Annotated in this window: 28 protein-coding genes; 13 read left to right on the top strand and 15 right to left on the bottom strand. The window is 65.8% G+C overall.

The window, feature by feature from the left end; translation table 11 throughout:
• Positions 1–109: 109 nt before the first annotated feature.
• The 4 genes from P24_RS05525 to P24_RS05510 all read right to left on the bottom strand — a co-directional run bounded on the left by P24_RS05525 (position 110) and on the right by P24_RS05510 (position 3,629).
• A complete protein-coding gene (locus tag P24_RS05525; protein WP_008943711.1) occupies positions 110–1,138 on the bottom strand; it encodes an alpha/beta fold hydrolase in 1,029 nt (342 codons plus the stop codon).
• Between the two features lie 143 nt (positions 1,139–1,281).
• A complete protein-coding gene (locus tag P24_RS05520) occupies positions 1,282–2,214 on the bottom strand; it encodes a fatty acid desaturase (RefSeq protein WP_008943710.1) in 933 nt (310 codons plus the stop codon).
• 1 nt (position 2,215) lies between these two features.
• On the bottom strand, positions 2,216–2,857 hold the full coding sequence (locus tag P24_RS05515; RefSeq protein WP_008943709.1) for a pyridoxamine 5'-phosphate oxidase family protein: 642 nt from the start codon (positions 2,855–2,857) through the stop codon (positions 2,216–2,218).
• A gap of 79 nt (positions 2,858–2,936) precedes the next feature.
• Positions 2,937–3,629: a gamma-glutamylcyclotransferase gene (locus P24_RS05510; protein WP_008943708.1), complete on the bottom strand. Its 693-nt coding sequence runs from the start codon at positions 3,627–3,629 to the stop codon at positions 2,937–2,939.
• 197 nt (positions 3,630–3,826) lie between these two features.
• On the opposite strand from P24_RS05510, the gene P24_RS05505 reads away from it, so the two are divergent.
• The 3 genes from P24_RS05505 to P24_RS05495 all read left to right on the top strand — a co-directional run bounded on the left by P24_RS05505 (position 3,827) and on the right by P24_RS05495 (position 6,596).
• A complete protein-coding gene (locus tag P24_RS05505; RefSeq protein WP_008943707.1) occupies positions 3,827–4,144 on the top strand; it encodes a hypothetical protein in 318 nt (105 codons plus the stop codon).
• Positions 4,145–4,546: 402 nt separating this feature from the next.
• Entirely contained in the window at positions 4,547–6,076 is a 1,530-nt protein-coding gene (locus tag P24_RS20460) for a M23 family metallopeptidase (RefSeq protein ID WP_008943706.1), read from the top strand.
• Positions 6,077–6,104: 28 nt separating this feature from the next.
• Positions 6,105–6,596, top strand: a complete 492-nt coding sequence (locus P24_RS05495) for a bactofilin family protein (RefSeq protein ID WP_008943705.1) — start codon at positions 6,105–6,107, stop codon at positions 6,594–6,596.
• A gap of 75 nt (positions 6,597–6,671) precedes the next feature.
• Here the strand turns inward: P24_RS05495 and P24_RS05490 are convergent, their stop codons facing one another.
• From P24_RS05490 to P24_RS05470, 5 genes are all read right to left on the bottom strand, one after another.
• A complete protein-coding gene (locus P24_RS05490; protein ID WP_008943704.1) occupies positions 6,672–7,676 on the bottom strand; it encodes a threonine ammonia-lyase in 1,005 nt (334 codons plus the stop codon).
• 81 nt (positions 7,677–7,757) lie between these two features.
• Complete coding sequence (locus P24_RS05485; protein WP_008943703.1) at positions 7,758–8,528, bottom strand: isocitrate lyase/PEP mutase family protein; 771 nt, start codon at positions 8,526–8,528, stop codon at positions 7,758–7,760.
• Positions 8,485–9,591 carry a bifunctional transcriptional activator/DNA repair enzyme AdaA gene (locus P24_RS05480; protein WP_008943702.1) on the bottom strand — a complete coding sequence of 369 codons (1,107 nt, stop codon included), beginning with the start codon at positions 9,589–9,591 and terminating at the stop codon, positions 8,485–8,487. The genes P24_RS05485 and P24_RS05480 overlap by 44 nt, the downstream gene beginning before the upstream one ends.
• Positions 9,592–9,641: 50 nt before the next feature.
• Positions 9,642–10,535, bottom strand: coding sequence for an alpha/beta fold hydrolase (locus P24_RS05475; RefSeq protein ID WP_008943701.1), 894 nt, complete (start codon positions 10,533–10,535; stop codon positions 9,642–9,644).
• 15 nt (positions 10,536–10,550) lie between these two features.
• Positions 10,551–12,629 carry a lytic transglycosylase domain-containing protein gene (locus P24_RS05470; RefSeq protein WP_008943700.1) on the bottom strand — a complete coding sequence of 693 codons (2,079 nt, stop codon included), beginning with the start codon at positions 12,627–12,629 and terminating at the stop codon, positions 10,551–10,553.
• A gap of 283 nt (positions 12,630–12,912) precedes the next feature.
• On the opposite strand from P24_RS05470, the gene dapA reads away from it, so the two are divergent.
• Genes dapA through P24_RS05455 form a run of 3 tightly spaced genes read left to right on the top strand, consistent with a single transcriptional unit; the run spans position 12,913 to position 15,253 of the window.
• On the top strand, positions 12,913–13,800 hold the full coding sequence (dapA, locus tag P24_RS05465) for a 4-hydroxy-tetrahydrodipicolinate synthase (RefSeq protein ID WP_008943699.1): 888 nt from the start codon (positions 12,913–12,915) through the stop codon (positions 13,798–13,800).
• 27 nt (positions 13,801–13,827) lie between these two features.
• Complete coding sequence (gene smpB, locus P24_RS05460) at positions 13,828–14,316, top strand: SsrA-binding protein SmpB (protein WP_008943698.1); 489 nt, start codon at positions 13,828–13,830, stop codon at positions 14,314–14,316.
• 28 nt (positions 14,317–14,344) lie between these two features.
• Positions 14,345–15,253: a DMT family transporter gene (locus P24_RS05455; protein ID WP_008943697.1), complete on the top strand. Its 909-nt coding sequence runs from the start codon at positions 14,345–14,347 to the stop codon at positions 15,251–15,253.
• On the opposite strand, the gene P24_RS05450 is transcribed toward P24_RS05455, so the two are convergent.
• Genes P24_RS05450 through P24_RS05435 form a run of 4 tightly spaced genes read right to left on the bottom strand, consistent with a single transcriptional unit; the run spans position 15,234 to position 18,697 of the window.
• Complete coding sequence (locus P24_RS05450) at positions 15,234–16,487, bottom strand: D-amino acid dehydrogenase (protein WP_008943696.1); 1,254 nt, start codon at positions 16,485–16,487, stop codon at positions 15,234–15,236. The two genes, P24_RS05455 and P24_RS05450, sit on opposite strands and share 20 nt — an antisense overlap.
• 3 nt (positions 16,488–16,490) lie before the next feature.
• Entirely contained in the window at positions 16,491–17,342 is an 852-nt protein-coding gene (locus P24_RS05445) for an iron chelate uptake ABC transporter family permease subunit (RefSeq protein ID WP_008943695.1), read from the bottom strand.
• Positions 17,290–18,150, bottom strand: a complete 861-nt coding sequence (gene znuC, locus P24_RS05440; RefSeq protein WP_008943694.1) for a zinc ABC transporter ATP-binding protein ZnuC — start codon at positions 18,148–18,150, stop codon at positions 17,290–17,292. Before znuC ends, P24_RS05445 begins: the two co-directional genes overlap by 53 nt.
• Entirely contained in the window at positions 18,140–18,697 is a 558-nt protein-coding gene (locus P24_RS05435; protein WP_008943693.1) for a Fur family transcriptional regulator, read from the bottom strand. Before P24_RS05435 ends, znuC begins: the two co-directional genes overlap by 11 nt.
• 105 nt (positions 18,698–18,802) lie before the next feature.
• Here P24_RS05435 and znuA point away from each other — a divergent pair, with 105 nt between their 5' ends.
• The 7 genes from znuA to P24_RS05400 all read left to right on the top strand — a co-directional run bounded on the left by znuA (position 18,803) and on the right by P24_RS05400 (position 23,765).
• Positions 18,803–19,813 (top strand): zinc ABC transporter substrate-binding protein ZnuA, encoded by a 1,011-nt coding sequence (gene znuA / locus P24_RS05430; RefSeq protein ID WP_051013082.1) that lies wholly within the window; start codon positions 18,803–18,805, stop codon positions 19,811–19,813.
• 72 nt (positions 19,814–19,885) lie between these two features.
• Complete coding sequence (locus P24_RS20000; RefSeq protein ID WP_008943691.1) at positions 19,886–20,191, top strand: hypothetical protein; 306 nt, start codon at positions 19,886–19,888, stop codon at positions 20,189–20,191.
• 4 nt (positions 20,192–20,195) lie between these two features.
• Positions 20,196–20,810 carry a DUF1007 family protein gene (locus P24_RS19080; protein ID WP_008943690.1) on the top strand — a complete coding sequence of 205 codons (615 nt, stop codon included), beginning with the start codon at positions 20,196–20,198 and terminating at the stop codon, positions 20,808–20,810.
• Positions 20,811–20,815: 5 nt separating this feature from the next.
• On the top strand, positions 20,816–21,799 hold the full coding sequence (locus tag P24_RS05415) for a nickel/cobalt transporter (RefSeq protein ID WP_008943689.1): 984 nt from the start codon (positions 20,816–20,818) through the stop codon (positions 21,797–21,799).
• A 79-nt stretch (positions 21,800–21,878) separates the two neighbouring features.
• On the top strand, positions 21,879–22,592 hold the full coding sequence (locus P24_RS05410) for a DUF6134 family protein (RefSeq protein ID WP_008943688.1): 714 nt from the start codon (positions 21,879–21,881) through the stop codon (positions 22,590–22,592).
• Complete coding sequence (locus tag P24_RS05405) at positions 22,579–23,346, top strand: SDR family NAD(P)-dependent oxidoreductase (protein ID WP_008943687.1); 768 nt, start codon at positions 22,579–22,581, stop codon at positions 23,344–23,346. The genes P24_RS05410 and P24_RS05405 overlap by 14 nt, the downstream gene beginning before the upstream one ends.
• Positions 23,343–23,765, top strand: a complete 423-nt coding sequence (locus P24_RS05400) for a nuclear transport factor 2 family protein (RefSeq protein ID WP_008943686.1) — start codon at positions 23,343–23,345, stop codon at positions 23,763–23,765. Before P24_RS05405 ends, P24_RS05400 begins: the two co-directional genes overlap by 4 nt.
• A 145-nt stretch (positions 23,766–23,910) precedes the next feature.
• Here P24_RS05400 and P24_RS05395 read toward each other — a convergent pair whose 3' ends face one another.
• Entirely contained in the window at positions 23,911–24,471 is a 561-nt protein-coding gene (locus tag P24_RS05395; RefSeq protein WP_083859555.1) for a DUF3833 domain-containing protein, read from the bottom strand.
• A 27-nt stretch (positions 24,472–24,498) separates the two neighbouring features.
• The gene (locus P24_RS05390; RefSeq protein ID WP_008943684.1) at positions 24,499–25,815 is read right to left on the bottom strand and encodes an MFS transporter; all 1,317 of its coding nucleotides are present in this window, start codon (positions 25,813–25,815) and stop codon (positions 24,499–24,501) included.
• Positions 25,816–25,817 lie beyond the last annotated feature (2 nt).

The raw sequence follows: 25,817 nt of genomic DNA, 5'->3' as shown, positions 1-25,817 counted from the left end.
ATTGCGGGGGTCCAGGCTTCCTTTTGCTGGATCGCATGCCGAGTAAGCTGAACCCTGGATTCCCGGGACAAGCCCAGGAATGACGGAAGGAGATGAACGACGCCCTGCCTCAGGCGGACAGCAGGTCGCGCACGCCCTGGGCGATGAAACGCTCGTCCTCGGGATTTTGCGAGGGGTTGCCGGCGCGGTGGCCCCAGATCGAGGGGATCGGCCGCAGCTCTGCATTCTTCAGATGCGGCATTTCGAGTTCATTGTCTTCGGGCCGGAAATAGAGGTCGGTCTCGCCCGGCATCAGCAGCACCTTCGCCTTGATGGCTCCCAGCGCCTTCGCGAGGTCTCCCCTGTACAGCTCGTTGGCGCTGATGTCGGAATTGAACCAGGTGCCGAGCTGGGCATAAAGGTCGTTGGCGTCACGCCGCGCATAGGTCCATTCCCAGAAGCGGACCAGGAAATCCTCCAGCGTCGCATAGCCAAGGCTTTTGTAGAGTTGCTGGCGGTAGAATGTCTGCGAGATCGCCCAGCCGGCATAGATGCGGCCCATGGCGCGGATGCCCTTCACCGGCTGCTCTTGGAACCAGCCGTCGCGCCAGGCGGGATCGGCGGTGAGGGCAGCGCGGATGCTGTCGAGGAAGATCTTGTTATGCTCCGAAGTGCGCGCGGAGGAGCAGGTGATCAGCAGCCGGTCTACAGCGTCGGGGAACAAGGCACCCCAGTGATAGGCCTGCTGGCCGCCCATCGACCAGCCATAGACCATCGCCAGCCGCTCGATGCCGAACACCTCGGTCAGGAAGCGGCGCTGCAACATGACATTGTCGTAGATGGTGATGGCCGGGAAGCGCCCCTGATTCAGCGGATAGGGCGTGTTTGACGGCGAGGTCGAGAGCCCGTTCGTCATCATGTTCGGGATGATGATGAAATAGCGCGACGGGTCGAGGATGCGGTCCGCGCCGATCAGCCACTCGATATCGCTGTGCTGCGCGCTGTAGGACGTCGGGTAGAGGATGACGTTCGACTTGTCCTCCGCCAGCGTGCCGTAGGTCTTGTAGACCAGCTTCGCCGCCGGCAGCGTGATGCCGCATTGCAGGACGAAGTTCGGGCATTCGTAGGTGCGGGTGTCGGTCATCGCAGCGTCAGTCATTCGATCATCTTCCATCGTCATTCCCGGGCTTGTCCCGGGAATCCAGGGTTCAGCTTACACGGGCGGGCATCCAGAGGGCGGAGGCCTGGACCCCCGGCACAAGGCGGGGGTGACGGCAAGAGTTTAGTCAATCTTCCGGGAGCTTACGCCGCCCGTCCCGGCGCGGCCCCCAGCTCGGCGTGAATGCTGCGCAGCGTCGGCAGATAGCCGGGCGCGACATGGACCAGCTCCCCCCTGATCTTGCCGTGCAGCGCCGGCAGGGCATGGAACGGGATCGAGGGGTAGAGGTGATGCTCGACATGGAACGGCATGTTCCACATCAGCAGCCGCACCGGCCAGGCGGCCAGCGTGGTCCGCGTGTTGGTCAGCCCGTTGGAATCCTCGCTGCAGCCGGTATGTTCGGTCAGGAGATAGGCGCGCAGGAAGGGCTGCCCCAGCACCACCGGGACGATCCAGTAGAAGACCGGCCAGGCGTTGCCCAGCGCGACCGCCGAGCCCAGCGCCAGCGCATAGGCGGCGATCATCAGCCGGACCGAGCGCACGACCTCCGGCTTTGCCTTTTCCGGCACGAAATCCGCGCCCTTGAAGTTGCCTGCCGCCAGCTTGCCGAGCGAGCGGAAACGGCCGATCCAGTAAGGAATGGCGGTGATGCGCCACCAGAATTCGCCGCGCGTCGCCGGCGGTGGCGGGGTCAGCTCCGGATCGCGCGCCGGGTCCTGGGTGTGGCGGTGATGGGCGTGGTGGAAATGCTTGTAATAGGTCGAATTCAGCATTGAGGGCAGGGCGGCCAGCCAGCCGACAGCCTCGTTCAGCCAGCGGCTCCTGAAGGCCGTGTAATGCACCGTCTCGTGGATGGTGGCGAACAGCGTGACCAGGAACAGCCCCTGCACCAGCATGGCCGGCAGCACCCACAGCGTGCCCTGGGTGTGCCAGATGGCGTAGCTGGACAGGCCGATCAGCCCGGCATGCAGGGCGAGCCGTGCCAGCCCCCTGGCGTCCGACCGCTGGCTCAGTGCCTTCAGGTCGGCCGGGCTGACGAGACGGTGGCTGGACCGGTTCACGCTGGCGTCGGTCATCTCAGTAGAGCCTTTCCTTGTAGGCGACCTCGATACGCTCCTCGACGGTCTCGACCGTGTCGCCCATGGCCTCTACCTGCGCCTTGATCATGCGGGCCAGTGAGGGGATCGTGCCCTTCGGCACCTGCACCGACGGGTCCCACAGGCTGGAGCGTTTCAGCGCCTTGGCGCAGTGGATGAAGGCCTCGCGCACGGTTACCAGGATGGCGGTCTTCGGCGCCTTGCCGTTCATCGCCATGCCCTCCAGCAGGGCCGCATCCTCGGTGATCCGCGCCGTGCCGTTCACCCGCATCGTCTCGCCGACGCCGGGCACGAAGAAGATCAGCCCCACCTCCGGGTTGTCCCGCAGGTTCTTCAGCGTATCGATGCGGTTGTTGCCGACCCGGTCCGGGATCGCCAGCGTCTTGTCGTCCAGCACCTGAACGAAGCCGGGCGGGTCGCCGCGCGGGCTGACATCCTGCTTGCCCTCGGCATCGGCCGTCGCGATGCACAGGAAGGGGGAGTGGGAGATGAACAGCCGGCAATTCTCGTCGATCCGGTCCAGCACCTTGGCAATCGCCAGCGGCGTCGCATCGCCATAGAGCGTCTCAAGATCCGGACCAGAGGAGGGCTTGGCGGGGGCGGCGGTTTCGTCCAGCGGCATGGTGCCTCCAGAGGGGTAGGGAAGGTTAATCTGTAAGGCGATTATACAAGAGCGTGCCGCTCATGACAGGCCATCGTACTTACTTCTGCGAATTTTCCTGTGCCGCCTGCTCACTGCAGGCCTGACGGGTCAGGGTCAGCAGCCGTTCCATATATCGGTCGGCGATCTTCAGCTCGTGCAGGTGCTGGACGGTATTTTCCAGATACTCCGCGCAGCGCCCGATGCGGCCGCTGGCGACCGCGATCACCCTTGCCGCCTCGGCATCGGCCATCTGCTGCCCGACATAGCGTTCGTGCCGCCGGTTGATGGTGAAGGTGATGGCGCGCACCGGTCCGTCCGCCGTCTCCACCGTGACCCAGCGCGGGATATAGGCGTGGCTGACCATCTCCCGCCGCCAGACGATCTGCAGTTCCTCGGCGGCCTTGTCCGCCTCGATGCGGAAGGCGACGCCCTTGCAGCTGCCGCCGCGGTCCAGCGCCAGCATCAGGCCAGGTCGCTCCGGGGTGCCACGTCCCAGGGTGGTCCACAGGCAGAAGCGGCGGTGCAGGCCGCGCACCGTACCGATCCGCCGTTCGGCGAAGTGGAAGGCGGGGTTCCAGATCAGCGATCCGTAGCCGAACAGCCAGACATCGCCCTCCGGCCGACCCGCCGGGAACATACCGGACAGGGAGGCTTCAAGCTCCTCCTCGCTCAGCATGCGGAAACCGGGGGGCGCTTCCTCCATCATCTTGCGGATGAAGCCGTTTCGGATGTTCTCACGGGTAAGCGTCACCGGAATCCTCTCGGGATGGGGTGGCGGAGGGAAGGGCATGTCGCGACAGGATGGACGCGGCGCACGAAAAACGCGACAATTAGAATGTAATGGAAATGTTCTAAAAATCCATTCTATATGCCCGCCGCGCCGACCTGACGCCAACCCTGGAGAAGGGTCGCGCGCCGGACGGGATGAACCGAGAGGAAGAGACGGCCATGGCGCTCACGCCTGAGGATGTGAAGGATCTGCATTATTCGATCCATCGGATGAACAGCGTCGCAGCGGTCTTCCGGATGCGCGCCGATAATGCGATGAACGACAAGTTCAGCACGCTGGCCGATCTGATCGACCTGTATGTGTCGCTGTGCCAGCGCAGCGTCGGCCAGGGACGCGATTTCGTGAAGGATGGGCTGGCCATCACCGAGGAAGAGCGCGTCGAGGCAAACACCCTGTTCGAGCGCGTGTTCGAAGGCAGCCCGCCGGCAGCGCCTGCGGCTCCGGCGGCTGCGCCCGCGGGCAAGGAGCATAAGTAGGTCGCCAGACTCCAGGGCGACGACGCCTTGGGGAAGGTTCGGGGTGGCTTTAGGGTTGCGACCCGGCCCGTCGCCCTATAGTTTATCGTGCAATATTTGCATCCTACCCGTGCCGTGGCCGCATAAGGCCCGGCAGGATACGTCCAGACGGGTTGTCAGGGTGGCGAGATTGGGTGTGGCAAGCCGGCATGCCGGTTTCCGGTTCACACCAGTCTGGCCTGTCTTTTCTGGCGCGGGGGTGCGGGGACACGACCGGCGGTTACACGCCTTGGGCGCCATCGGATGGGTTTGCGATGGACAAGGCGACCGGCGCAGAAGATCAGGGGGATGATCTTCTGCCAGGCACGACCCGGCGGTCGCCAAGCGTGTTGAAGACGATGGAGGGGGCGTCCGATCAGCGTGATGACTGAAAAACGCCAGGGAATTCTGCGGCCGGTAACGGCCTTGCTGGAACGTATCTTCGTTGACCGGCAGATCATCCTTCGTTCCGAAGGGCATACCCGCTATTTCCTGTTCTCGCGCCGCGCGCAGATGTTCTGCTCCGCCGCCCTGGTGGGGCTGGTCGGCTATGTCGTCGTCGCCACGGTCGGCTATGTCGAGAAAAGCCGCGTGATGATGAGCAAGGACGAGTCGGTCGAACGCTCGCAGCTTGCCTATCGCAATCTCCTGGATCAGGTCGCCAACTACCGCGAATCGATCGTCACCATCACCAAGGACCTGCGGGAAAAGCAGGCCCATCTGCGCCAGCTGTTCGAGCAGAACGAATCGCTGAAGCAAAACCTGACCTCCGCCGAGAGCCAGCTGAAGCAGACCGAGACCGAGCGCAAGCAGATCGTCGAGGGGCGCACGGCGCTGCGCGATCAGATGAAGGCGCTTGAGAACGAGGTCAAGAACATGACCTCGCAGAATGTCGGCCTGGAAAAGCACATGGCTATGCTGCGCGGCAAGCTGTCGGACGCCGAGGCCGCCGCCGCCAATCTGGACCAGACCCGCAGCCAGCAGGCCGCGACCATCCTCGACCTGCGCAAGCGCCTGGCGCTGGAGCAGACGCGGAACGAGCGCATGGAATTCGAGATGGCCTCCATGCGGCAGGATTTGCAGAAGGCGATGAGCGACCGCGGCGAGATCGTCGGCGAGAAGGAAACCCTGCACACCAGCATCGAGCAGCTGGAACGGCAGATCGCCGAGATGAAGGCCGCGCATCACGAGGCGCTGCGGCGTTTCGCTGAACGTACGATGGAGCGTATCGCCTTCGCTGAGGATCTGATTGCGAAGACCGGCGTGCCGGTGTTCGACCTGCTGCCGGGACCGCCGCCGCCCCCGCCGCCGCCGCGTGAGGTGGTAAAGGGCCCGCAGGGCGGTCCGTTCGTGCCCTATCGCGAGGAGAGCGGCATCGCCATTCCGCGCGGGGATACCCTGACGCGCGACGGGCTGCGGGCGATCTCGCTGGATCATCTGGAAGCCTCGCTGGAGGCGCAGATGGACCGCTGGGAGCATGTGCAGAAGATTCTGGGCGGCATGCCCTTCGCGGCGCCGATGGCGGAATATGCGCTCAGCAGCGGCTTCGGCCTGCGCAGCGACCCCTTCAGCCGGCGCCCGGCGCGTCATGAAGGGCTGGATTTCACGGCACCGTACAAGAGCGATATCATGGTGACGGCGCCCGGCATCGTGCGGCATGCCGGGTGGCGCAGCCAGTATGGACGGCTGGTCGAGGTGGACCATGGAAATGGCCTCTCGACCCGGTACGCGCATCTTGCAAAAATCACCGTCAAGGTGGGGGAAAAGGTTGAATTCGGCGACGTCATCGGGCTGCTCGGCTCATCAGGGCGTAGTACGGGACCGCACCTGCACTACGAAATCCTTGTGAACGGACGGCCCTACGATCCCCTCAAATTCATCAAGGCTGGTCAACATGTTCTCAAAAGCCAATAAATCGGCGAAAGGCGCGGATCGTCCCGTCATGCCGTCGATCATCAGCGCCAATCTGCGCATCACCGGCAATCTGGAAAGCGAAGGCGATATCCAGATCGACGGGGTCGTGGAAGGCGACATCCGTTCGTCCAGCCTGACGGTCAGTGACAGCGCCACGGTGCGGGGCGCCATCGAGGCCGATATGGTCGCCATTGCCGGCAGCGTGACCGGGCAGATCAAGGCGAAGACCGTGACGTTGCAGCGTACCGCCCGCGTCATTGCCGATATCGTTCAGGAATCGCTGTCGATCGAACCCGGCGCCTATTTCGAGGGCAATACGCGGCGCATCGCGCAGGAAGCACCGCGCAAGCTGGAGCAGCCGAAGCTGGAGCAACCCCAGCCGGGAAAGTCGCTTAACGGCCCGGCCACCAGCATGGAGCCGGTCCGTCCCGCACTGACCAACGGGGCCGCGCCGAACGGGGCCGCGCCCAACGGTATGGGGACGGACGACAAGGCGGCCGCCGGTCAGCTGCGCGTCTGACGCCTGCCTGCTGGCAGGCCAAGGCTGCAAGTATCTGGAATGGAGACGGGCGAGGGGAAACCTCGCCCGTTTTCGTCAGACCTCGCCGGCCGTTGTGAGGGCCTCCAGGAAGGCCGCCTGATCGACATTGCCGCCGGAGCAGACCACGGCGATGGTCTTGCCCTTCATGTCGATCTTGCCGGTGACGGCGGCAGCCAGCGCCACCGCGCCGCCCGGTTCCGCCACCAGCTTCAGATAGCGGAAGGCATGCGCCATGCCGATCTGCGCCTCGGCATCGCTGACCACGAGGCCGGACTTCAACAGCTTGCGGTTCAGCTCGAAGGTGATCTCGCCCGGCTTCTCCGCCAGCAGCGCATCGCAGATCGAGCGGTTGGACATGTCGTTGGCGATGCGGCTGCCGCTGGCCAGCGAGCGCGCGGTGTCGTCGAAGCCGGCCGGCTCCACCGAATAGACCGGCACGCCCGGCAGCTTTTCCGACAGCGCCAGGGCAGTGCCGGAGACCAGCCCGCCGCCGCCACAGCACACCAGCACGGCATCGAGCGCAGCACCCAGCTCCGCCGCCTGCTCGGCGATTTCCAGGCCGATGGTGCCCTGGCCGGCAATCACGCCGGGATCGTCATAGGGGCGCACGATGGTTGCGCCGCGCTCGGCGGCGATACGGGCGCCGATCTCCTCCCGGTTTTCGCCGAACCGGTCATAGGTCACGACCTCCGCGCCATAGGCCCTGGTGTTGGCGATCTTGATGGCCGGTGCATCGGCCGGCATGATGATGGTCGCCTTCAGCCCCAGCATGGCGGCGGCGCAGGCCACGCCCTGCGCATGATTGCCCGAGGAATAGGCGACCACGCCGGCCGCGCGCTGTGCCTCGGGGATCATCGAGATGCGGTTGAAGGCGCCCCGGAACTTGAAGCTGCCGGTCTTCTGCAGCATTTCCGGCTTCACCAGCAGCCGGCCGCCCAGCTTCGCGTTCAGCAGCGGCGCTTCCAGCAGCGGCGTGCGCACGGCATGGCCCTTGATGCGCCCGGCGGCGGCCAGCACGTCATCGAAGCGCGGCGGGGCAATGTTGGACAGCGAGGTCATGGGGAATATCTCCGAAGCGCGGCAAAAAGATATCCTCGTCTTGCGCCGAAATCGCTTGCCGGTCAAGCCGGGAGGGGCGCCTCATCCGCCGCTCAACACCGTCCTCGCCCGTTCGCCGAATTGCTGCATTGCCGTACGGTAGGGGCCGGGACCGTGACTGATCCGGGCGACGCCGAGATCCGCCAGGGCGCCCGCCGATGGCGTACCGTCCATCACCATCACGTTCACCGGTAATGCTGTATCGCGGCACAGCGCGCCGATGCTTGCGGCATCGACAAGGCCGGGGACGAAAAAGCCGCTGGCGCCGGCCGCCGCATAGGCTTGCGCACGCTCCAGTGCGGCCGGCAGCAGGGCGGGATGGCGGGAACGGTCGCTCTCGCGCAGGAACAGGTCGGTGCGGGCATTGATGAACAGCGGTACCCCGGCCTGCTCTGCCGCCTGGCGGATGGCGGCGAGGCGGGCGGCTTGCGCGGCGATGTCGTACAGCCCGTCGCCACCCACGATGCGATCCTCGACACTCATGCCGATGGCGCCGGTTCCGATGAGCCGCCGCGTCGACGCCGCCACCTGTTCCGGCGTCGTGCCATAGGCGCCCTCGAAATCGACGGATACTGGTAGCGCGACTGTATCGACGATCCGCTGCACGATGGTCAGCAGCAGGTCGAGCGGTATCTTCTCGCCATCGCCAAAGCCTTGCGCGGCGGCAACAGACCAACTGCCCGTGGCGACAGCCTTTGCGCCGGCTTGCTCGGCGGCCTTCGCGGTGCCGGCATCCCAGATGTTGTAGAGGATCAGCGGCGAGCCCTGCTCATGCAGGCTGGCAAAGTGGCGGGCTTTCTCGATCTGTTCCATCCGGTGCCTCTCCTTCGTGCATTTGTTGTTCGTGACGCAGCAGCCAGCGTTTGCGCCAGAGGCCGCCGCCATAGCCGGTCAGGCTGCCATCCGCGCCGATGATGCGATGGCAGGGAATGACGATGGCTATCGAGTTTGCGCCGTTCGCCTGGGCAATGGCGCGGATCGCGGCGGGCCGTCCGAGTTCCCGGGCGAGCGCGCCATAGCTCAGCGTCTGACCGGAGGCCAGGGCGCGCAGCCTATCCCACACCGAACGCTGGAAGGGTGTGCCGTGCAGCGCCAGCCGGGTTTCGAAGTGGGTTCTCTTCCCGGCAAAATACCCGGCGAGTTCGTTTGATATCTGATCGATTGGCGCACATCTTCCGATGGCGATGGCGGAACGGGTCTGCTCCTGGAGCCTTCGGATTTCGGCAGGCAGCGCCGGACGGTCCGCAAATTCCAGCAGATGCAGCGCCAGCCTGTCGGCGATGGCCAGCATCGGGCCGATGGGCGTTTCGATCCAGTCCGCCTTCAGCAGGTCGCGCGTCCGCAACTGCTTCGGCGCGGCACCGAACAGCCGGGTAATGGCCGCGCGGAAGCCGCTGCCCGATTCGTAACCGGCATCCAGCTGCGCCTCGATTATTCTGGTGCCGGCGGTCAGTGTTTCCGCTGCATGCCCCAGCCGGCGCAGCCGTGCAAGCTCCAGGAAACTGATACCGAAACGGCGCTTGAACTGCCGGCGTACCGTCGATGGGTCGTAGCCGCGCTTGACCAGATCGCGCTCGCTCCAGCGGCGCTCCGGCTCTCGTTCCAGCAGCTCGATGAGGGCGCTGACAGCCGGTTCCGGCTCCCGCCCTGTCGAAAGCGGTTTGCAACGCAGGCAGGGCCGAAAGCCGGCGGCAAGACATTCGGCGGGGGTCTCGAAGAACAGCACATGCGCGCGCTTCGGCTTGCGGGCCGGGCAGGTCAGCCGGCAGAAGATGCCGGTGGTCCTGACCGCAACATAGGCAAGCCCATCATAGGCAGCGTCGCGCGCGAGCAGCGCGGCATAAAGCGTGTCGTCAGAGGGGCGTTCGAGCAGCATGGGGGAAAGCTAGCACCGCCAGGAATGCGGTGCCGCCGAAATTCGGGCGCCTATTCTTGATGCCCCGATATGACGGTAAGCAGCGCGTCAATCGCTTCCAGGCAGGTCGGTTCGGTCAGGGCGGGGGCATGGCCGACGCCGGGCAGGGTCATGGACCGGCAGGTCGGATGTACCCCGGTCATGCGCCGAAAAACCGGCTCGGTCAAGATGCGCGACACGCCGCCGCGCACCACCAGCAGCGGGAAAGGCGTCAGGCTGCCGAACAGCGCCCACAGATCGTACCCACTCGCAGCGCCTCTGGCGAAGGGCAGGGCGATGGCCGGGTCCCAGTCCAGATGCAGCATCCCGTCCTCGCCCGGCACGAAGGTCGCTTCGGCGAACTCCCGCCATTCCTGCGTGGTCGTGAAGGACAGGTCGGGCATCAGCTCCTGCAGCCAGGCGATGGCGCTGTCCCAGTCCGGCACGGGATGATCCTGGCCAATATAGCGCAGGATGGCACCGCTCTCGCCCCCGGAATCGTGTGCGACATCGGGGCCGATATCGTTCAGCACCACACCGGCCAGCCGCGACGGCGACATCGCCCCCAGCGCCATGGCGATGGCGCCACCCAGCGAGGTGCCGATGACGACGACCCGGTGCAGCCCGGCAATGTCCAGCAAATGGCGGATATCCTCGACGATCCGAGCCGGCGCATAATCCCGCCAGTTCTTACAGCGTCCTGAGCGGCCCCGCCCGCGATAATCCGGCACCACCACACTATGCCCGCGCGCTGCCAGATGCCGTGCCAGCCCGTCGAAATCCTTGGAGTTGCGGGCAAGGCCGGGCAGGCAGAGGATGGCGGGCAGAGGACCGTCATCTCTGGTCCCGTATTCGCGGAAATACAGCGAAACCCCGTCGCTGGCGGAGAAGAAACGCTCCCGATAGGCCGACGGGTCGCCGCCCACGCGTTGTCGCCGCCGCTATTCCGGCGACCGCCCGAAATCGGCGGCCAGGCTGTTATGCAGCGTCGGGTGCGGCAGCAGTGCGGCGTCACGCTGCAGATTGTCCAGCCGCACGCCGCAGGCGATCACGCACCAGACATGCAGGGTGCGGTCCTTCTCGATGCCGGTCGGATGCTGTTCCAGCCTAGTGCGGTAGATGTAGAGGTTCTCCAGCACGCGCTGCACATAGTTGCGCGTCTCGGAGAACGGGATCAGCTCGATCCAGTCCACGATGTCGATATCACCGCGACGCGGATCGCCGATCTCGCGCAGCCAGCGATAGGCCCGGCTGGGGCCGGCATTGTAAGCGGCGATGGCGGCCGGGTAGAAGCCGTCGAAACTGTCCAGCAGGTCGGTCATGTAGCGGCTGCCCAGCGCGACATTGAAGTCGGGGTCCTCGGTCAGCTTGGCGGGCGCATAGGCAAGCTGTTCCTGCTTTGCCACCTGCTTGGCGGTGCCGGGCATTAGCTGCATCAGGCCACGCGCGCCGGCGCGGCTGATCGCCTGGCTGTCGAAATTGCTCTCCTGCCGGATCAGCGAGAGAATCAGCGACTGCTTCGGATGCCCCTCGGCAATGTTGCCCGGCAGCGGATAGCCGGCTTCGATCAGCTGTAGCCCGTCCTGCGCGAACTGCCGGGCAAGGCGGACGCCGACATCGGGGTTGCCATTGGCCTGGCCGAGGTCGGCGACCAGCTGGCGCTGGCCGGGACTATCGGCCTGTCGTGCCACCGCGTCGAGGAAGGTGGAGAGCAGCTTCGGCTGGTCGATCTCGCCCAGCCGGCGCACCAGCCGCACCAGCTCATTCTTCTCGAAGGCGGCGGTTTCCGCCTTGGTCGGGATCGGGTCGGCGGGCAGGGCGGGCAGCGGCCCTTCCAGCCGCGCCGCAGCCAGCTGGCCATAGAAGGTGGTGATGTGGGCGCTAGCCTCGCCATACCAGCGGGCGGCCTCCTCGCGCCGGTTTAGGGCCTCGGCGGCACGGCCAGCCCAATAGGCGGCGCGGCTGCGGCTGATCGGCGTGGAGACGCCATCATGCATGCGGATGAAATGGGTGAGCGCGTCCTTCTTGTCCTGCAGGAAGCGCAGCGCGACCCAGCCGGCCAGGAACTCGCCATCGGCGAACACGATGCCGCTCTTGGCGCCATGGCGGCTGGCGAGGTTATAGGCGTCGCTTATATGGCCGGCGTTCAGCGCCTCGCGGAAATGGTAGGCCCGCTCACGCCACCAGTAGCTGGCATTGGCAGGATCGGCCGGCGCCTTGGCCAGCAGCTCGCGGGCCTCGTCGGTGCGGCCCTTCATGCGGCGCCAGCGGATGCGCTCATACAGCAGGGAGGGATCGTCCTGCAGCGCCTTCGGCACGGCGTCGATGGCGGCATCGACACCGGGGCGCAGGTCGCGCAGCTTTATGCGCGCATTGGCCAGCGCGCGCAGGTCGGCGGGGACCAGCGGCAGCATGCGCTCGGCACTGGACAGGTGCCCTTCCCACAGCAGCCAGTCGAGCCGCCTGGCATGGTCCTGGGCGCGCAGCAGCCCGCCATAACTCTTCAGGAAGTCGGTCTCGACGCTCTTGCTGAACACGCTGCGCTGCCAGATGGTGCGGACCAGCCCGGTCAGCTTCTCCTTGTGGCCGCTGGCCTGCAGTGCCGCCAGCTGGCGCAGCCGCCCATCCTGCGTCAGCGGTGGAAACTCGTCGAACCATTGCGCAACCGCCGTCGCGGGCAGGGTATCCGGCATCTTCTGCTCACCGCGCAGGCGCAGCGTGTTGCGGTGCGGCCAGGACGGGTTGGCGTGCAGGAAGGCGGTGATCTCGGCGAAGGTGGCGTCGGTATCGGACCGCGTGAGGTCCATCCAGTGCAGCGCCTTGTCCAGCAGCGCGTCGCGGCTGCCCGCAGGCGCCTTGCTGGCGCTGGCGCGTGCCTCGGTCCACTTATCCGCCTGCGCCGCCTCGAAGACCCTGGTGTAGAGCTCCTTCTGCGCCGGCTTCAGCGTATCGGCAGCCACGACATGCCCGCCCGGCCAGGCGACCAGACACAGAAATAGCACTGCAAGACGAATTGGCATGCCGGCCCCTTGAACTGTTTATGGTCGTGACCCAAGCCGCGATCGGCTGATTTTTGGCGCGCCTTTTATCCTTTCAATCCTAACGTTTTCTTGGGCTTACAGCAAGATGTGCGCACTAAGCGATAATCGCGGTGCTGGCGTAGGAAGCCGATGTGTGCCAGCGCTGCCGGCATGCTTGCGGGGCGGGCGGTCGGGCGCTATGGTCTTCGGCCCTTCGCAGAGTGCGCAAGGGGGCGGGCCGCTGCAGGTCCGCGCAAACCGAAAGCCAGAGGGAGAACTCGTCATGGCCAAGCCGCCGTTCAGCGGTGCCATCACCGCCTTGATCACGCCGTTCGCAAACGGGGCGGTGGACGAGAAAAAATTCCAGGCTTTCGTGGACTGGCAGATCAAAGAAGGCATCAACGGCGTCGTGCCCTGCGGCACGACCGGCGAATCGCCGACGCTGAGCCATGAGGAGCATAACCGCGTCACCGCGCTGTGCGTCGAGGTCGCCAAGGGGCGCGTGCCGGTGATTGCCGGTACCGGCTCGAACTCGACCGCCGAGGCGATCAGCCTGACTCAGCATGCCCAGAAGGCCGGTGCCGATGCGGCGCTGATCGTCACGCCTTACTACAACAAGCCGACCCAGGCCGGCATGATCGCCCATTACAAGGCGATCCATGATGCGACCGACATTCCGATCATCATCTACAATATTCCCGGCCGCTCGGTCGTGGACATGAAGGTGGAGACGATGGCGGAACTGGCGAAGCTGCCGCGCATCGTCGGCGTGAAGGACGCAACCAACGACTTGACCCGCCCGGTGACGACACGGCTTGCCATCGATGCGGATTTCGCCCAGCTCTCCGGCGAGGACGGCACCCAGGTGGCCTATCTGGGGCAGGGCGGGCATGGCTGCATCTCGGTCACCGCCAATGTGGCACCGCGTCTCTGCTCGGAGATGCATGCCGCGTGGAAGGCCGGGGATTTCACCAAGGTCCAGCAGATCAACGACCGGCTCATGCCGCTACATGAGGCGCTGTTCTGCGAATCCAGCCCCGGCCCGGTGAAATACGCCGCGTCGCTGCTGGGCAAGTCGGACGCCGGAACCCGGCTGCCGTTGACCGAGATCGCCGCGTCCAGCAAGGCGCGGGTCGAGGCGGCGATGAAAAGCGCGGGTCTGCTCAACTAACACGGATGTCAAAGCGGGGTTACCGCCATGTCGGGCGATAAGGCCGCCCAGAAGGCCGAGCGCTATCGGATTGTCGCCGATAACCGCCGGGCACGGCACGATTACTTCATCGAGGACACGCTGGAAGTCGGCATCATGCTGCTGGGCACGGAGGTGAAATCCCTCCGTGCCGGGCGGGCCAGCATCGGCGAATCCTACGCCGGGCCGAAGGCGGGCGAGCTGTATCTGTTCAACGCCCATATCCCGGAATACGGGCAGGCCGCGAACCAGATGAATCACGAGCCGCGGCGGACGCGCAAGCTGCTGGTGCATCGGCGCGAGCTGGCGAAGCTGCTCGGCATGGTGAAGCGCGAGGGCGCCACGCTGGTGCCGCTGCAGATGTATTTCAACGAACGCGGCATCGCCAAGCTGCAGCTCGGCCTCGCCAAGGGCAAGAAGCTGGCGGACAAGCGCGAGACGGCGAAGAAACGCGACTGGCAGCGCGACAAGGCCCGGTTGCTGCGCGAAAAGGGCTGATCCGGCTCTACAGCGAGGAGAACAGACCGTGTCGCAACGGCAAGCCTACCTGCTGCTGGCCCTGGCGGCCCTGTTCTGGGCCGCCAACCCGGCGCTGGGGCGTTTCCTGGTGGGTAGCGTGCCGCCGATCAGCCTGTCCTTCTGGCGCTGGAGCGGGGCAGTGATCGTGATGGCGCCGCTGGCGCTGCCGGCGCTGTGGAAGCAGCGCGCGACCCTTCGGCAGGACTGGCTGGCGGTGCTGGTGCTGGGCTTCCTGTCGGTCACCGGTTTCACCACGCTGGTCTATGTCGGGCTGCGCTATACGACGGCCACCAACCTGTCGCTGCTGAACGCCACCATGCCGGTGATGATCCTGATCGTTGCCCGGCTGCTGCTGGGCCATGTGATCGGCCGGCAGCGGCTGATGGGTGTGGCGGTATGTCTGGCCGGGGTGGTGTTGATCGTCGGCCAGGGCAGCCTTGAGACGCTGCTGGCGGTGCGCTTCAACCCCGGCGACCCGATCATCCTGGCGGCGATGCTGTGCTGGGCCAGCTATTCCGTGCTGCTGGCGCGCCTGAAGCCGCGCCTGCCGATGCTGCCCTTCCAGCTAGCCGCCTTTGTCGCCGGCTGGTTTTTCCTCGGCCTCGGTTTTGCGTGGGAGGCGGCGGCGGGCGCGGCCTGGTGGCCGTCGCCGGCGGATGTCGGATGGGTGCCGCTGGTCAGCCTGGTCTTCCTGGCAGTGTTTCCCTCCGTGCTGGCCTTCCTGTTCTGGCAGAAGGGCATTGAGGCAACCTCGCCGGGCACGGCGGGCTACTTCATCTATCTGGTGCCGGTGTTCGGCACGCTGCTGGCGGTGCTGACGTTGGGGGAGCGGCTGTACTGGTTCCATTTTGCCGGCATGGCGGCGATCTTCGCCGGCATCTGGCTGGCCCAGCGGACTACAGCGAAAACCGGCTGATTGTCATGCCGCTGAGGTCATGGTCCGGCGTGCGTCCCGCCGCGAGGTCTGCGATCACCTGTGCGGAGCCGCAGGCATAGGTCCAACCATAGGTGCCGTGGCCGGTATTCAGCAGCAGGTTCGGCACCCGGCAGCTGCCCAGCACCGGCAGCCCGTCCGGTGTCAGCGGGCGCAACCCGCACCAGAACTCCGCTTCCTTGCCGTCGATATCCGGGAACAGCGACAGGCCGCTCTCCAGCACCTGCCGGGCGCGTGCCTGTTCGAGGTTCAAATCGTATCCGGCGATATCGGCCATGCCGGCGATGCGCAGCCGACCGCCCAGCCGGCTCATCGCCACCTTCTTCTCGGCGATATAGAGGCTGACCTGCGGCGCGCTGTTGCTTGTCCCCACCGGCACGGTCGCGGAATAGCCCTTCACCGGATAGACCGGCAGCGACAGGCCAAGCTTGCGGGCAAGTCGGGGTGAATGGCTGCCGAGCGCCAGCACGAACAGCTCGCCGTCGATCTCGCCCTTGTGGGTGCGCACCGAGAGGATTTCGCCCTTGTGCAGCTCGACATCGCGGATGTCGTGACCATAGCGGAAATCGACACCCAGCGCTTCGCAGCGTTCGGCGAGGCCACGCGCGAACAGATGCGCGTCGCCGGTCTCGTCGGTCGGCAGATGCAGGCAGGCGGCCAGCCGGTCGTGGGAGGCTTCCAGCGCCGGTTCCAGGGCGATGGCTTCGTCAATCGGTATGCGCTGCGCCGGAATGTCAGAGCGCCGCAGGATCGCCTCGAAATCTGCAAGTTCAGCAACAGTTTCCGGCGTGGTGCAGAGCTTCAAGATGCCCTTTTCCAGCTGGTCGTAGGCAAGACCGGTCTCCTGTTTCACGCCGGCCAGCATCCGCTGGCTGTACCGGCCGAAGTCCAGCATGCGGCGGAAGGTGGTCTCGAACCGGTCCCGCCGGCATTCGGCGAGGAAGCGTAGGCTCCAGAGCCATTGCGCTGGGTCGGCCTTCAGGCGGAACCGCATCGGGCTGTCGGTGCGCCGCATCCAGTGCAGGATCTGGCCGGGAACGCCGGGCGCAGCCCAGGGGCCGGAGAGTGCTGCGGCGATCTGCGCGGCGTTGGCGAAGCTGGCCTCCAGCGCCGGTCCGGGCTGCCGGTCGATGACGGTGACCCGGTGCCCGTCGCGCGCCAGCCGGTAGGCGGTGGTGATGCCGATGATACCGGCGCCGAGGACTGTGATGCGCATGGCTCAGCCTTTCGCCGGCAGGCCGCCGCGGATCGCCGGGATCAGCAGTGACAGCACGAACAGGCTGGCCGCCGCGACCACAATCGCCGGACCGGTCGGCAGGTCGAAGCGCAGCGACGCGGTCAGCCCCAGCACCACGGCAAGCATGCCGGTCAGGCTGGCATAGAGCGCCATGCTCTCCGGCGTGCGGGCGAAGGAGCGGGCCGCCGCCGCCGGGATGATCAGCAGCGAGGTGATGAGCAGCATGCCGATGATCTTCATGGCAATCGCCACGGTGATCGCCAGCAGCAGCACGAAGCCCAGCTTCACGCGCTCCACTGGCACACCCTCGACGCGCGCCATCTCCTCATGCACCGTCATCGACAGCAGCGGGCGCCACAGCCAGACCATCAGCCCCAGGACCACGGCGCCGCCGGCATAGATCATCGCCACATCGCGCCAGCCGACGGCCAGGATATCGCCGAACAGATAGCCCAGCAGATCGACACGCAGCGTGCTGAGGAAGGCGATGGTGACGAGGCCGAGCGACAGCGCGGTGTGCGACAGGATGCCCAGCAGCGTATCGCCGGGCAGCTTCTGCTGGCGCTGCCAGACCGGCAGCAGCAAGGCGATGGCGATGCAGCTGGCGAAGATGCCCAGCGTCAGGTCGATGCCCAGTACGAAGCCCAGCGCCACACCCAGCAGCGCCGAATGCGCCAGCGTGTCGCCGAAGAAGGCCATACGCCGCCAGACGATGAAGGAACCAAGTGGGCCGGCAAGCGCCGCCACGCCAAGGCCGCCCAGCAGGGCGCGCAGGAAGAACTCATCCATGATGGTAGTGATGGTGCCCGTGATGGGGATGGGTGCAGCCGGCATTCTCCCCAGCATTCTCCCCGGAATTCTCCAGGGTGCTGTCCTCGTGCAGCGGCACCACGCCGCCGCCCGGCGTGTGGTGGTGGTCGTGATGATGCTGATAGACCGCCAGCGCCCGCGCGGCGCGCGGCCCGAACAGCGACAAATAGGCCGGGTCGCGGCTGACATCCTCGGGATGGCCGGTACAGCAGATATGGCCGTTCAGGCAGATCACCCGGTCGGTCGCCGCCATGACGAGGTGCAGGTCGTGCGATACCATCAGCACGGCACAGCCGCGTTCGCGCCGGATGCGGCCGATCAACTCGTACAGCTCGACCTGGCCGTTCACGTCAACGCCCTGCGCCGGTTCGTCCAGCATCAGTATATCCGGCTGGTTCAGCAGGGCACGGGCTAGCAGGGCGCGCTGCGTCTCGCCACCGGACAGGCCCTGCATCGGCCGGTCGGCCAGATGCGCGATGCCGGTCTCCTGCATCGCCTGCCGGCGCGCGGCACTGCCGCCATTGCGCGACAATCCCAGAAACCGGTCCAGCGTGATCGGCAGCGTCGGGTCGATGGCAAGCCGTTGCGGCATGTAGCCGACCCGCAGGCCGGGACGCCGGGTGACAGTGCCGTCCTGTGCGGGGATCAGCCCCAGCAGGGCCCGCAGCAGCGTCGTCTTGCCGGAACCGTTGGGGCCGATGATGCAGACGATCTCGCCTGCCTGAAGGGCAAGGTCGATATGGTCCAGAACCGGTACCGCGCCGCGCCGGACGCTGAGGTTGCTGGCCTCGATCAGGGCAGGGGCGGTCGTTGCGGCAACGTCAGTCGGCATGCTGGGCACTGCATTTCGGGCACAGGCCGGCAACCTCGACGGTGATGTGCTCGATGGTGAAGCCGATCTTGCGGGCATGTTCCCCGATGGCGCGGCGGATCGCCGGGTCGTCGATCTCCGCCGCATTGCCACACTGGCGGCAGATCAGGAACTGGCCGCTATGCTCGCTGTCCGGATGCGGGCAGCCGACATAGGCATTCATCGATTCGATGCGATGCACCAGCCGGTGCTTCAGCAGGAAATCCAGCGCGCGATAGACCGTGGGCGGCGCCGCCGGGCGGCCATCCTCGCCAGCGGTATCCTCGCGCTGCAGCTTCGCCAGCACGTCATAGGCGCCGATCGGCTCATGGCTGCGCCAGACCAGTTCCAGCACCTGGCGTCGCAGCGGCGTCAGCCGCGCACCGCGCTCGGCGCAGATTTCCTCGGCGGCACTCAGCGCCTGATCGACGCAATGCGCATGGTCGTGCCGCTCCGACGGGAAGGCGGCCGGCGTTTCGCCGCCTGCCCCAGTGCCTGCCCCCGCGATCATGGATTTCAGTTCCGTCATCCGGTTTTCCCGTTGCGTCACTTAGTAATGTTACTTTATAACATCACGGAATTTTCAAGTCGATAGCGGCACATTATGCCGGTTTCGTGCATTAGGAGCACTCCCATGTCCGCTTGTCACGCTCTGCGACGTCCTTTTCATTTGCTGGCCGGTGCGGGACTGCTGCTGCTCGCCAGCCTCGGCCCGGTGATGGCGCAGGCGCCGAAGGTGTTCGTCACCGTGAAGCCGGTGCATGCGCTGGTCGCCGGCGTGATGCAGGGGGTGGGCGAACCCTACCTGCTGCTGAAGGGCGGCGAATCCCCGCACAGCTATACGCTGAAGCCCTCCGACGCGCGTGCCCTGTCGGAAGCGCAGTTGGTGTTCTGGGTCGGGGAGACGCTGGAAACCTTCCTGGAACACCCGCTGGAGACGCTGGGCAAGCAGGCGCGTATCATTGAGCTTGCCGAGGCCAGGGGCGTCGAGACGCTGGAAGGCCGGGAAGGCGGGGCGTGGGAATCGCATGCGGCGGCACATGGCCACGACCACAAGCATTCGCATGACCACAAGCACGACAAGAAGCATTCTCACGACCACAAGCATGAGCACGCGCATGACGGGATCGATGGCCATCTCTGGCTCGACCCGCACAATGCGGAGGCTATCGTAACGGTCGCGGCAGAGACGCTGGCCGAGATCGACCCGGCCAATGCGGTGGCCTATCGCGCCAATGCGCAGAAGATGGTCGCGCGGATCGAGGCACTGGACAGCGAGCTGAAGGCGCAGCTGGCCCCGGTGAAAGACCGGCCCTACATCGTGTTCCATGACGCCTACCAGTATTTCGAGGCGCATTACGGGTTGAAGGCGGTGGGCTCCATCACCCTGTCGCCGGAACGGCAGCCGAGCGCCCAGCGCCTGCGCGAAATCCGCAAGCGGCTGAGCGACAGCGGTGCCGCCTGCGTGTTCTCCGAGCCGCAGTTCCGGCCGGCGCTGGTCGATGTGGTGATCGAGGGCAGCAAGGCAAAGCGCGGCGAGCTGGACCCCATCGGCGCCGCCCTGCCAGCGGGCCCGGACGCCTATTTCGAGGTGATGCGCGGACTGGCCACCTCCCTGCGCGACTGCCTGATGCCTCAGAGCTGACAGGTTGGCCACTGGAATGTCGGCCCGGGACGGCCTATTTTAGCGGTAGTTCCCCTTTCAGGAGGAAACTCCATGCTCAGCCGTCGCCGCCTTCTCGAAACCAGCATGCTGACCGCCGTTGCGGCGCTTGTACCCGGTTTCCTTTTCGGACGGGCGCATGGCTTCAGCGTGGAGGAGGCGCCGGTGCCGGTGCAGCAGCTGCGCCTGCAGGCCTGCACTGAGCAGCAGCGCCACAAGCAGCTGGTCGAAGAGGTGCTGGCGCAGGTGCGGGACGCCGGGACGGCGGTGCCGGAGACCGAGCGGCAGGCGCTGCTGGCGGCCTTCGATTGCCCCTATTGCGGCTGCCGGCTGGACCCCAAATTCCCGCCCATCGGCTGACGCCATGACCGGACGGGGGCAGGGGCTGGCGGTCATTCTCCTGGCGCTGGTGCTGCTGTTCGCGGTGCCGCCGCGCGGCGCACAGTCCCATCCTCATGTCTGGATCGATGCCCACGCCACGCTGCACTTCGATGCCGGCAAGCTGACCGCCCTCGATGTCGTCTGGGTGTTCGACGATTTCTTCAGCTCCATGATGATCGAGGATTTCGCGGCCAAGGACGGCAAGAGCTTCACCAGGCAGGGACATGCCGACCTGGAAAGCCAGGTCATGCTGCCGATGGCGGAGTTCGGCTTCTTCACCCATGTCAGCGCGGACGGAACGCTGCTGAAGATCGAGAAGATCGCAAATTTCAAGGCGAGCATCGAGAAGGGCCGCGTCGTCTTCGCCTTCCGGGCGCTACTGCCCCGGGCCATCGATCCGCGGGCGACGGCGCTGTCGGTCGGGCTCTATGACGAAAGCTATTATGTCGAACTGCTGCTCGATGAATGGGACCCGTTCCGTCTGGCGGGCGAGGCCGTGCCCGCCTGCGCCATCGACATGACGGAGGATATGAGCCGCCCGCTCTATTACGGCGCCTTCTTTCCGCGCGTTGCTACGTTAAGCTGCACCGGGAGCTGAGTTTCATGCGCATCGCCGCCTTTTGCGGGCTGTGTCTGCTGTTGCTTGTCTGCATTGTTCCCGAAGCGCTGGCGCAATCGCCGTTAGCGGGGCCATCAGCCCCGGCAGGCGAACCTGGCCTGTTCTCCGCCATCCTTGCGCAGATTGCCCGCTGGCAGTCGCAACTGCACCGCGAGATGGCGGCGCTGGTGCGGGCGACGAGCCAGGGCGAGGCGCTGTGGCCGGCGCTGACGCTGATCGGTGTCTCCTTCCTCTACGGCATTTTCCATGCCGCCGGGCCGGGTCATGGCAAGGCGGTGATCTCGGCCTATCTGGTCGGCCATGACAGCCGGTTGAAGCGCGGCATCGCGCTCGCCTTCGCCTCCTCGCTGGTGCAGGGGCTGAGTGCCGTCATGCTGGTCGTTGTGCTGGCTGTGCTGCTGGGCGCCTCGCGCTTCGCCATCGGCGAGCAGGTGAAGGTGCTGGAAATCGTCAGCTTCAGCCTCGTCATCGTGATCGGCTTGTGGCTGGCGGTGCGGGCCTGGAAGGGCGAGAGCTGCGACCATGATCACGGTATCGGTCCTGCCCATCATGACCATGCGCATCACGCCCACGACCATGACCATGACCACCACCACCATGATCATGCACACGATCATGCGGTGACGGCGCGGCGCGGGCTGCGGCGCTTTTGGGCGATGGCGGCGGCGGTCGGCATCCGGCCCTGCAGCGGTGCGGTGCTGGTGCTGCTGTTCACGCTGGCCAATGGCCTTTTCCTGCTGGGGGTTGCAGCTACCTTCGCGATGGCGCTGGGCACGGCGATGACGGTCGCGGCGCTGGCCATGGCCAGTGTCTATGGCCGGAAGATAGCGCTGGCGTTCGGCGACCGGACGGAGTCGGTCTGGCGCGACCGGCTGCACCGCGGCATCGGCGTTGCCGGCTCGCTGGCGATTTCCGCCTTCGGGCTGCTGTTCCTGCTGGCGACGCTGCAGCGCGGCGGAATGTTCTGAAGACTGCTGCGACATCCGTTCCGCCTGTCCGTGCGTAGAAAGGGGAACTGATCCGCAACGGAAACCGGGATGTGTTGCCATGAAACGACTTCTCGCCGCTGCCGCAATTCTTCTGGCCGTCACGCCGTCGGCCCAGGCCGAACCCACGGTCGAGCGCATCGATTTCGAGGTGACGCGCGGTGGTGATCCACTGGGCTGGCACCGGCTGCGCATCGAGCGCGATGGCGACAGGGCCAGGGTCGAGATCATGATCGATTTCGAGCTGAAATTCGGTCCCATCGCGTTGTACCGCTACACGCACCGCAACCGCACCCTGATCGAGGACGGCAAGGTGGTGAGCATCGAGACCCGCACCAATGATGATGGCGATTACTTCGCCGTACTCGCCCGGCAGGATGATGCCGGGCGCGGCGACGGCACGCTCTCGCTGCTGGGTGTCGATGGCCGGATCAAGGTTCCGGCCGATATCTTCCCGTCGGATTACTGGCGTTATGCGACGGTCCGCCAGGGCCGTCTGCTGGATACCCAGAAGGGCATCGTCCGGGAAGTTGAGATGACCGCGATGGCGGGGCGTGAGGGCTGCTACGACATGACCGGCGAGCTCACCATGCAGCTCTGCTACGACGCGGATAAGCGCTGGGTCGGTGGCAGCTTCGACGGGCGCGGCGAGGAAGTGCTCTATACCCGCCGCCTGGTGCCGTCGGATACGCCCTGGAATTTCAGCCTTGAGGATGTGCCGCCCGGCGAGCCCGCCAGCCGCTATGTGACGGTGGCGCAGAATGAACAACGCTAAGCCCGCCAGCCGACTGATCTGGATCACCGGCGCGAGCTATGGGCTGGGCCGGGAAGTCGCCCTGCAGCTTGCCCGTCGGGGTGACCGGGTGGCGGTCAGCGCGCGTTCGGCCGACAAGCTGAAGGGGCTGGCCGGGGAGGCGCCGGAAGGCAGCATCCTGCCCTACGAGCTGGATGTGACAGACGGCCAAGCAACCGCCGATACGGTTGCCCGCATCGAGGCGGAGCATGGCCCCATCGATATCGCCCTGCTGAATGCCGGCACGCATGAGCCGGTCAGCGCCGATGATTTCAAGGCGGAAAAGCTGCGCGAGCTGGTTGAGCTGAACCTGATGGGCACGGCAAACTGTCTGGAGCCGCTGCTGGCGACGTTCAGGAACCGAAGGCGCGGACAGATTGCCATCGTTGCCTCGGTTGCGGGCTATCGCGGCCTGCCGACCTCCGCCGCCTATGGCGCAACCAAGGCCGGTCTGATCAACATGGCGGAATCGTTGAAACCGGAATGCGACCGGCTGGGCGTGAAGATGCAGATCGTCAATCCCGGCTTCGTGCGCACGCCGCTGACGGACAGGAATCCGTTCCCCATGCCGTTCTTGATGGAGCCGGAGGATGCGGCCGCCGCCCTCATTCGCGGGCTGGACGGCGACGGCTTCGAGATCACCTTTCCGAAGCGCTTCACCTATCTGCTGAAGATTCTGCGCTGCCTGCCCTATGCTCTCTATTTCCCGATGATCAGGCGGGCGACGAAACAGTGAAACAGGCCGTTGCGGCCTATGGCCGCTTCTTCGAGACTATCGCCCCGGACAGTCTGGACCGGCTGGACGGGATCGTGGCACCCGATGTGCGCTTCGTCGATCCGTTCAACGATGTGACGGGCATCGAGAAATACCGCGCCGTCTTCCGGCACATGTTCGAGACGGTGGAGCAGCCGCGCTTCACCATCCTGCGCACCGCCATCGAGGGCGATACCGCCTTTTACCGGTGGCGGTTCAGCTTCCGGCGCAAGGGCGCGGTCGAGATCTGGACCATCGAGGGCATGAGCGAGGTGCGCTTCCGCCCCGACGGGCTGGTGGCAGAGCATGTTGACCATTGGGATGCCGCCAGCCAGCTTTATGAGCGCCTACCGGTCCTCGGCGCGCTGCTGCGGTGGGTGAGGCGGAAGCTGGCGGTCTAGTCGTCGAACATGTGTCATTGCCGGGCTTGACCCGGCAATCCAGGGGCCGCGGCCTGAGAACTCGGAGGCTGGGCACCACCCCTGGACCCCCGGGTCAAGTCCGGGGGTGACAAGGAAAAGGGCTGTCTTCTGAACTTTTCTAGCCTCACTCCGCCGCGAGGGAGGCGGTCTGCTTTTTGTCCTCGCGCAGGAAGAACAGCGTGACCTGACCCAGCTCGATGCCGAACTTGGTGACCGTGGCGCGGTTCACCATGACCTTGTCATCCTGCCGGAACATCCAGTCGTCGAAATGCACGCGGATCGTCCGCTCGCCGACCTTCAGATCGAAATCGTAGCGCCAGTTCAGCGCCTTGCCGTAGGCGATTCCGGTTGCGGTGCCGACCACATCGTCGGCGCGGCCTTCATAGCGGTGCTCGTCCAGCTTGCGGATGCGCCAGATGCGCCGGTCGGTCTCGCCATCGTCATAGACGAAATCCTCAACGAGGACGAACTCGTCGCCTTCCTGCCGGCCCTCGATATCGACCGTGAAGCTGCGCTTCAGCGTGCCGAACCGGTCCTGGAAGATGCCCCAGGCGCGGCTCTTGCCGGCAAAATACTCCTCGACGGTCAATTTCGGCTCGGTGCCGGCGAAATCCTCAGGCTTCATGGCGCTGCATCCTCCCAGCAGAAGAACGGCAGCCAGCAGCGCTGCTGCGGCGCGAAACATTGGTGATCCTCCCGGAAACATTGGAAATCATGGCACGGCCTCGATCCGGCGCTTCACCGCCGCATGCTCGGCCGCGCCGATAGGATAGCCCCACATCAGCGCGATAGCGGCCAGCTTGAAGGCGATCGGCGCGATGGCGTAGAGCGCGGCCAGGGCGGACAGCGCCAGCGGATCGTTCGCACTGCCAGCTGCCGCCTGAAAGCCGAACAGGTCGAGGATTGGAAAGGCGATGCCCACGGCCAGCGCCAGCGCCAGCTTCGTCGCCACGCCCCACAGCGCGAAATACAGGCCGGCGCGGTGTGCCCCGCTCTCCGCCGTGTCGATATCCACCACATCCGCCTGCATTGAGGGCGGCAGGGCGAGATCGGCGCCCAGGCACAGGCCGGTCAGCACACAGATTGCCAGGAATCCCGCCATGTCGCCCGCGCCCAGCAGGGGCACTGGTGCGAAGAACAGGCAGTTCAGCAGCATCGCCATGCACCAGGCGCGGTGCTTCTCCAGCTTGCGGCTGGCCGCGATCCAGACCGGTATGGAGAGAATGCCGCATCCGAAATACACCGTAAGGAACAGGCCGCTCAAATCGCCCAGTTGGAGTACCTGGGCCGCAAACAGCAGAACCAGGGTCGCCGGCAGGCCATTTGCGATACCATTCAGCAGATAGGCCACGATCAGCCGGCGGAAGGGGCGGTTCGCGAGGAGCACCCTTATTGCCAGTCTCCAGTTACATGTACGCGGGGCAGGGCGAGGCGGTTCACTGACAACCACACTGGCCAGCAGGATTGTCAGCGGCAGGGCGATCAGCAGGGTAATCGCCAGCACTTTCAGCACCTCGGCGTTGCCGCCCCCGACCAGCGAGGGCAGGCCGGCCGCGATCAGCGTGCCCAGTACGACGAACAACTCGCGTGAGGCAGTAATGCGGGAGCGTTCGTGGTAATCCGGCGACAGCTCCGCCCCCCAGGCGGAATGCGGCAGGGAGATCATCGTCCAGCCAAGATAGAGCAGCATCGACCAGCCCAGCAGATGCAAGATGCCCGCATCTTGCGGTGGCACGAACAGCATCCACATGGCCAGCAGGGTCACCGGCAGCCCGGTGATCATCCAGGGCCGGCGCCGGCCCCAGCGGCTGCGCGTGCGGTCACTGAGCACGCCGACCGCCGGATCGGTCACCCCGTCCCACAGCCGTGCCAGCAGCAGCACCGCGCCGACCGCCGTGAGGTTCAGCCCCAGATCGGCGGCATAGAAGGTCGGCAGATAGATGAACAGCGGCAGTCCTAGCGCTGCCATCGGCAGGCCGGGCAGGCCATAGGCGGCGAGTATCCGGCGTGCCAGGGGGGTATGGGGCATGC

Source organism: Oceanibaculum indicum P24 (assembly GCF_000299935.1).
Classification (GTDB): domain Bacteria; phylum Pseudomonadota; class Alphaproteobacteria; order Oceanibaculales; family Oceanibaculaceae; genus Oceanibaculum; species Oceanibaculum indicum.
The sequence above is the reverse complement of the archived record's forward strand: the minus strand, read 5'-3'. Positions and strand labels throughout refer to the sequence as shown.

Bases quoted from the DNA above. Each gene is read 5' to 3' on its own strand.
- P24_RS05525 (WP_008943711.1), bottom strand. From the start codon at position 1,138: ATGACTGACGCTGCGATGACCGACACCCGCACCTACGAATGCCCGAAC.
- P24_RS05520 (WP_008943710.1), bottom strand. From the start codon at position 2,214: ATGACCGACGCCAGCGTGAACCGGTCCAGCCACCGTCTCGTCAGCCCG.
- P24_RS05515 (WP_008943709.1), bottom strand. From the start codon at position 2,857: ATGCCGCTGGACGAAACCGCCGCCCCCGCCAAGCCCTCCTCTGGTCCG.
- P24_RS05505 (WP_008943707.1), top strand. From the start codon at position 3,827: ATGGCGCTCACGCCTGAGGATGTGAAGGATCTGCATTATTCGATCCAT.
- P24_RS20460 (WP_008943706.1), top strand. From the start codon at position 4,547: ATGACTGAAAAACGCCAGGGAATTCTGCGGCCGGTAACGGCCTTGCTG.
- P24_RS05495 (WP_008943705.1), top strand. From the start codon at position 6,105: ATGCCGTCGATCATCAGCGCCAATCTGCGCATCACCGGCAATCTGGAA.
- P24_RS05490 (WP_008943704.1), bottom strand. From the start codon at position 7,676: ATGACCTCGCTGTCCAACATTGCCCCGCCGCGCTTCGATGACGTGCTG.
- P24_RS05485 (WP_008943703.1), bottom strand. From the start codon at position 8,528: ATGGAACAGATCGAGAAAGCCCGCCACTTTGCCAGCCTGCATGAGCAG.
- P24_RS05480 (WP_008943702.1), bottom strand. From the start codon at position 9,591: ATGCTGCTCGAACGCCCCTCTGACGACACGCTTTATGCCGCGCTGCTC.
- P24_RS05470 (WP_008943700.1), bottom strand. From the start codon at position 12,629: ATGCCAATTCGTCTTGCAGTGCTATTTCTGTGTCTGGTCGCCTGGCCG.
- dapA (WP_008943699.1), top strand. From the start codon at position 12,913: ATGGCCAAGCCGCCGTTCAGCGGTGCCATCACCGCCTTGATCACGCCG.
- smpB (WP_008943698.1), top strand. From the start codon at position 13,828: ATGTCGGGCGATAAGGCCGCCCAGAAGGCCGAGCGCTATCGGATTGTC.
- P24_RS05450 (WP_008943696.1), bottom strand. From the start codon at position 16,487: ATGCGCATCACAGTCCTCGGCGCCGGTATCATCGGCATCACCACCGCC.
- P24_RS05445 (WP_008943695.1), bottom strand. From the start codon at position 17,342: ATGCCGGCTGCACCCATCCCCATCACGGGCACCATCACTACCATCATG.
- znuC (WP_008943694.1), bottom strand. From the start codon at position 18,150: ATGCCGACTGACGTTGCCGCAACGACCGCCCCTGCCCTGATCGAGGCC.
- P24_RS05435 (WP_008943693.1), bottom strand. From the start codon at position 18,697: ATGACGGAACTGAAATCCATGATCGCGGGGGCAGGCACTGGGGCAGGC.
- znuA (WP_051013082.1), top strand. From the start codon at position 18,803: ATGTCCGCTTGTCACGCTCTGCGACGTCCTTTTCATTTGCTGGCCGGT.
- P24_RS20000 (WP_008943691.1), top strand. From the start codon at position 19,886: ATGCTCAGCCGTCGCCGCCTTCTCGAAACCAGCATGCTGACCGCCGTT.
- P24_RS19080 (WP_008943690.1), top strand. From the start codon at position 20,196: ATGACCGGACGGGGGCAGGGGCTGGCGGTCATTCTCCTGGCGCTGGTG.
- P24_RS05415 (WP_008943689.1), top strand. From the start codon at position 20,816: ATGCGCATCGCCGCCTTTTGCGGGCTGTGTCTGCTGTTGCTTGTCTGC.
- P24_RS05410 (WP_008943688.1), top strand. From the start codon at position 21,879: ATGAAACGACTTCTCGCCGCTGCCGCAATTCTTCTGGCCGTCACGCCG.
- P24_RS05405 (WP_008943687.1), top strand. From the start codon at position 22,579: ATGAACAACGCTAAGCCCGCCAGCCGACTGATCTGGATCACCGGCGCG.
- P24_RS05395 (WP_083859555.1), bottom strand. From the start codon at position 24,471: ATGTTTCGCGCCGCAGCAGCGCTGCTGGCTGCCGTTCTTCTGCTGGGA.
- P24_RS05390 (WP_008943684.1), bottom strand. From the start codon at position 25,815: ATGCCCCATACCCCCCTGGCACGCCGGATACTCGCCGCCTATGGCCTG.